The organism is Pseudomonas agronomica (assembly GCF_025917275.1).
Taxonomy (GTDB): domain Bacteria; phylum Pseudomonadota; class Gammaproteobacteria; order Pseudomonadales; family Pseudomonadaceae; genus Aquipseudomonas; species Aquipseudomonas agronomica.
The window spans coordinates 1-4,764 of sequence record NZ_JAOSHO010000394.1 but is presented as its reverse complement, the minus strand read 5'-3'; the positions used below and the strand labels follow the sequence as shown (position 1 = coordinate 4,764).

5 protein-coding genes are annotated in these 4,764 nt (G+C 60.6%); 3 read left to right on the top strand and 2 right to left on the bottom strand.

The genetic code is table 11. The features are described from left to right. On the top strand, positions 1-650 hold a 650-nt coding region (locus OC610_RS21330; protein ID WP_264430563.1), incomplete at its 5' end, for an alpha/beta fold hydrolase. Here the strand turns inward: OC610_RS21330 and OC610_RS21325 are convergent. Next, a complete protein-coding gene (locus OC610_RS21325; RefSeq protein WP_264430560.1) occupies positions 619-1,605 on the bottom strand; it encodes a GlxA family transcriptional regulator in 987 nt (328 codons plus the stop codon). The genes OC610_RS21330 and OC610_RS21325 overlap by 32 nt on opposite strands. 100 nt (positions 1,606-1,705) lie before the next feature. On the opposite strand from OC610_RS21325, the gene inhA reads away from it, so the two are divergent. After that, positions 1,706-2,392: an isonitrile hydratase gene (inhA, locus tag OC610_RS21320; RefSeq protein WP_264430558.1), complete on the top strand. Its 687-nt coding sequence runs from the start codon at positions 1,706-1,708 to the stop codon at positions 2,390-2,392. 65 nt (positions 2,393-2,457) lie between these two features. Here inhA and OC610_RS21315 read toward each other — a convergent pair whose 3' ends face one another. Next, on the bottom strand, positions 2,458-3,195 hold the full coding sequence (locus OC610_RS21315) for an SDR family oxidoreductase (RefSeq protein WP_264430556.1): 738 nt from the start codon (positions 3,193-3,195) through the stop codon (positions 2,458-2,460). A 198-nt stretch (positions 3,196-3,393) separates the two neighbouring features. On the opposite strand from OC610_RS21315, the gene OC610_RS21310 reads away from it, so the two are divergent. Continuing rightward, on the top strand, positions 3,394-4,341 hold the full coding sequence (locus OC610_RS21310; RefSeq protein ID WP_264430552.1) for an AraC family transcriptional regulator: 948 nt from the start codon (positions 3,394-3,396) through the stop codon (positions 4,339-4,341). Positions 4,342-4,764: the final 423 nt, after the last annotated feature.

Sequence of the window (4,764 nt, the reverse complement as noted above, 5' to 3'; positions counted from 1 at the left end):
CCCAGGACCTGCTGGACCTGATGGACGCCCTCGACATTCCCCAGACTGCACTGTGCGGCTATGACTGGGGCGGTCGCGCCGCTTGCATCGTCGCCGCCCTGTGGCCCGATCGCGTGCGCTGCCTGGTCACGGGCGACGGCTATATCGTGCAGGACATTCCTCATTCGACCCAACCGCTGGGTCCCGAAGATGAATATCGCTTGTGGTACCAGTATTACTTCCACACCGCCCGGGGCGCTGAAGGCCTGACGCAGAATCGGCGTGAACTGTGCCAATTGCTCTGGCGTCTCTGGTCGCCAACCTGGAAACGCGGCGCCGAGCTGTATCCGCTGACCGCGCCGTCATTCGACAATCCGGACTTTGTCGAAGTGGCGATCCATTCCTATCGCCATCGCTTCATGTACGCGCCGGGGGATCCGACCCTCGAATGGATGGAGGAAAAACTGACGGAGCAACCTGTCATCAGCGTGCCGAGTATTTCCCTGTGCGGCGGCGATGACGGTGTGGGGCCACCGTCGGAAGATGATGAAGATGGAGGGCATTTCAGCGGTTTTTATGAACGCCGCGTACTGGCTGGCGTCGGCCATAACATCCCTCAGGAAGCCCCCGAGGCCACGGTCAAGGCGTTACTGGATTTGCTTGAGCGCTGAAGCGCTCCCGATAGGCCTGGGGCGTCACGCCCACAGCTCGCAAGAAGCTGCGGCGCAGGGTTTCTTCGCTGCCGAAGCCACATTGCAGCGCAACGCGCTTGACCGGCACCGCACTGTCGGCAAGCAGGCGGCGGGCGGTCTCCACGCGGATCAGTTCCACGGCGCGGGCCGGGGTCTGGCCGGTCTCGGCGCGGTAATGACGGACGAAACTGCGCTCGCTCATGCCCGCCTCCGCCGCCAGGCTCGACAAGCCCAGGTCTTGCGTGAGGTGCTCGGCGATCCAGGCATGCAGTTTATCGAAACGACCGCCCTGCTTTTGTAGCGCCAAAGTGGCGCTGAACTGCGATTGCCCTCCGGGACGCTTGAGGAAGACCACCAAATGCCGGGCTACCTCCAAGGCCATCGCCCGGCCCAAATCTTCTTCCACCAGTGCCAACGCCAGGTCAATCCCAGCCGTAACCCCCGCCGACGTCCAGACCGGGCCGTCCTTGATAAAAATCGGATTGGGTTCAACCTGCAGTTGCGGGTGTTGCTGGGCCAGTTGTTCACAACGCGTCCAGTGAGTCGCCACCCGACGCCCGTCCAGCCAACCACTGGCCGCCAATAAGAACGCCCCGGTACATACCGACGCGACCCTTCGCGAGCGCATCCCTTGGTGTTTGACCCAGGCCACCAGGGCTGGATCCTTGGCGGCTTCGTATACCCCCCAACCACCGGCGATCAACAACGTGTCGCTGTCTTCGTCGGGGAGCGGCTCGGCCATCAGCGCCAACCCCGCCGACGACATCACCGCCCCGCCATCGACAGCGACCACGGTCGGCGCATAGGGTGGCGGCAATCCTTGTCCACGGACCAGATCGTTGGCCGATGCGAATACCTGCAAGGGCCCCGTGACGTCCAGCACCTGAACGTTGGCGAAGGCCAGCACATGAATGGATTTAGGCGTATTTGGCATATTGGCGTGATTCGTGGGCTTATTGGCGAATACGCCAGATCCTACGAGCCTACAGTGAAACCGTCCACCCCTCGGGCAATTATCCAAAGGAGCAAGCGGCATGACATTGCAGATCGGTTTCCTGTTATTCCCCCAAGTCCAGCAGCTGGACCTCACCGGCCCTTATGACGTGCTGGCCTCGCTGCCGGATGTGAAAGTTCATCTGATCTGGAAAGACTTGGCGCCCGTTACCGCCAGCACCGGGTTGGTCTTGCTGCCGACCACCACGTTCGAGGACTGTCCGAAGCTCGACGTGATTTGTGTCCCCGGCGGCAGCGGCGTCGGTCCGCTGATGGAAGACGAGCAGACCTTGGCCTTTATCAAGCGCCAGGCAGCCCACGCCAAGTACATCACCTCGGTGTGCACCGGTTCTCTGGTACTCGGCGCGGCGGGGTTGTTGCGTGGCAAGCGCGCCACTACGCACTGGGCCTTCCATAGCTTGCTGCAACCGCTGGGCGCAACACCGGTCAAGGACCGCGTGGTACGCGACGGTAACCTGTTCACCGGCGGCGGCATCACGGCGGGCATCGACTTTGCCCTGACCCTGGCGGCAGAGTTGTTCGACCGGGACACTGCCGAGCTCGTCCAATTGCAGCTTGAATACGCCCCCGCTCCGCCGTTTGCCGCAGGGTCCCCGGACACCGCACCAGCACAGGTGATCGAAGAAGCCAACCGGCGTTCGGCGGAGTCGCTCCGGGTGCGCTCGCAAATCACTCAACGGGCCGCGGCACGGTTGGAACAGGTGTAGCGGGAGAGCTTCAGCCAGGTATGCAGGTATTTTACCTGGCTGAAACGATGCCGGACCAGCACGCCTCAGTAAGGGCTGGCCGTCGGCCGCACCACCAGTTCGCTGACGTCCACGTCCGCCGGTTGTTCAATGGCGTAGGCAATGGCCCGGGCGATGGCCTCGGCGGGGATGGCAATCCTGCGGAACTCGCGCATCTCGGCGCGTCCACCTTCGTCGGAAATACTCTCGGCCAGTTCCGACTCAGTAACACCGGGGGAAATCACCGTCACGCGAATATCCCCACCGACTTCCTGGCGCAGGCCTTCTGAAATTGCCCGCACGGCATACTTAGTCGCGCAGTACACCGCTGCCGTCGGGCTGACCGCGTAGGCACCGATGGAGGCAATGTTGATGAACTGGCCGCTGCGCTGGCGTTGCATCAGCGGCAGGCCAGCGGCGATACCGTGGAGTACGCCGCGGATGTTGACGTCGATCATGCGATCCCATTCCTCGATTTTCAGGGCCTCGAGCTTGGAAAGCGGCATGACGCCGGCGTTATTGATGATCACATCGAGCCGGCCGAACTTTTCGATGGCGAAATCGATCAGGTTCTGAACGTCGTCGCGACGGGTCACGTCCACGGCTTTGCAGGCTGCCCGGTAGCCGGCGACCTCAAGTTCGTACACGAGTGTTTGCAAGCGGTCCACGCGTCGGGCACCGAGTACTACACAAGCCCCTCGAGCCGCCAGCAACCGCGCCGCCGCCTCGCCAATCCCGCTGCTGGCGCCCGTGATGACCACGACTTTGTTTTGAATATCGGACATGATGGATCCCTCGTCTGGGTGTGTTGGCTCCTCATAGGAGCGTTTTGACAGGTCCAGATTAGGAATTCCTCCGACACTTCGGTTAGCCGGATCCTCCTGCGCATTTGCACGATCCTGTAACGATAAAGGCTCTGGTCGTCGCGGCTGCAATCAGCTTTACTAGCGCGATCCATTGAGTTGGCCAGGGGATTGATCGGCATGTCAGTATCCACGTCCATCACCATTACGCCTGACGACCGCATAGACCTGCGTCGCGCCGAACTGGCAAGCCTGATGAAGCGCTTCGCGCCGGAATACGGCGTTCATCCTACGGCTATCGAGGCTTTGCACCTGATCCGCAGCGACCAACCCACCGAAGCCTTGCACGTTGTGCATAAGCCGGGGCTCTGTGTCATTGTCCAGGGGCGCAAAGAGGTCACATTGGCAGAGGAACGCTACGTCTATGATCCGCTTAATTACCTGGTAGTCTCGGTGACATTGCCCCTGGCCGGCCAAGTGATCGAGGCCAGTCCCGAGCAACCGTATTTGTGCATACGCCTGGACATAGATCCGGCACAGATCTGTCGGCTGATTGCCGATGCCAGCCCCATCGGCGTACCCACTGAAAGTACCGATCGTGGATTGTTCCTGGACCGCATCGACGAGCCCTTGCTCGACGCAATGTTGCGTTTACTGCGGCTGCTAGATAGCCCGGACGACATCGCCACCCTAGCGCCCTTGGCCCAACAGGAGATTTTCTATCGACTGCTGCGGGGAGCTCAAGGCCGGCGGTTGCATGAAATCGCTATTCCTGACACCCAGACCCACCGCATCAGCCGAGCCATCGAGTGGCTCAATACGCATTATGCCGAGCCGTTGAGCATCGACAGCCTGGCGCAGATGATCAATCTGAGTCCCTCGGCGCTTCATCACCGCTTCAAGGCCGTCACCGCCATGAGCCCGCTCCAATACCAGAAACAACTACGCCTGCAGGAGGCGAGACGATTGTTGTTGGCCGAAAACAGCGACGTTTCTTCAATAGGCTACAAGATGGGCTACGAAAGCCCTTCGCAGTTCAGTCGTGAATACAGCCGTCTATTTGGCGCCTCGCCGAGCAAGGACATCGCTCGCCTGCGCGCCATGGCATTACAGGCCAGTAGCGCCTGATCTGTGTGCAAACAGGATTAGGCCAACTCAAGGCAGCTTCGAAATCCCTCCCCGCGCGCCTCGCCTGCTACTCCGGCGCCATGCAGCTAGACAACGTCAGGGCTGCAGACAGGCGATGGCCCAACGCCCGACCTAATAGACATTACTTTTTCGCAGACGAAAAAAAACCCGCCGAAGCGGGTTTTTCCAAGACCATTACGACTCCCTGTCGATAGCTTTCCTTGCAAGGCCGATCATCCCTGATCCTGAGCACTCCCTGTGCTTCAGTGGATGGGGTCAGAATACGCCTCGGATCCAAAGTGCAATAGAAGAGATAGCAACCAACGCGTGTAAGACATTCGCCATACCCACCCCCTCCGTAAACCCTTAGGTTCATAAGGGCGCCGTTGGTACCTTCTGTTTCCTAGGCTCTGTACGAAATGT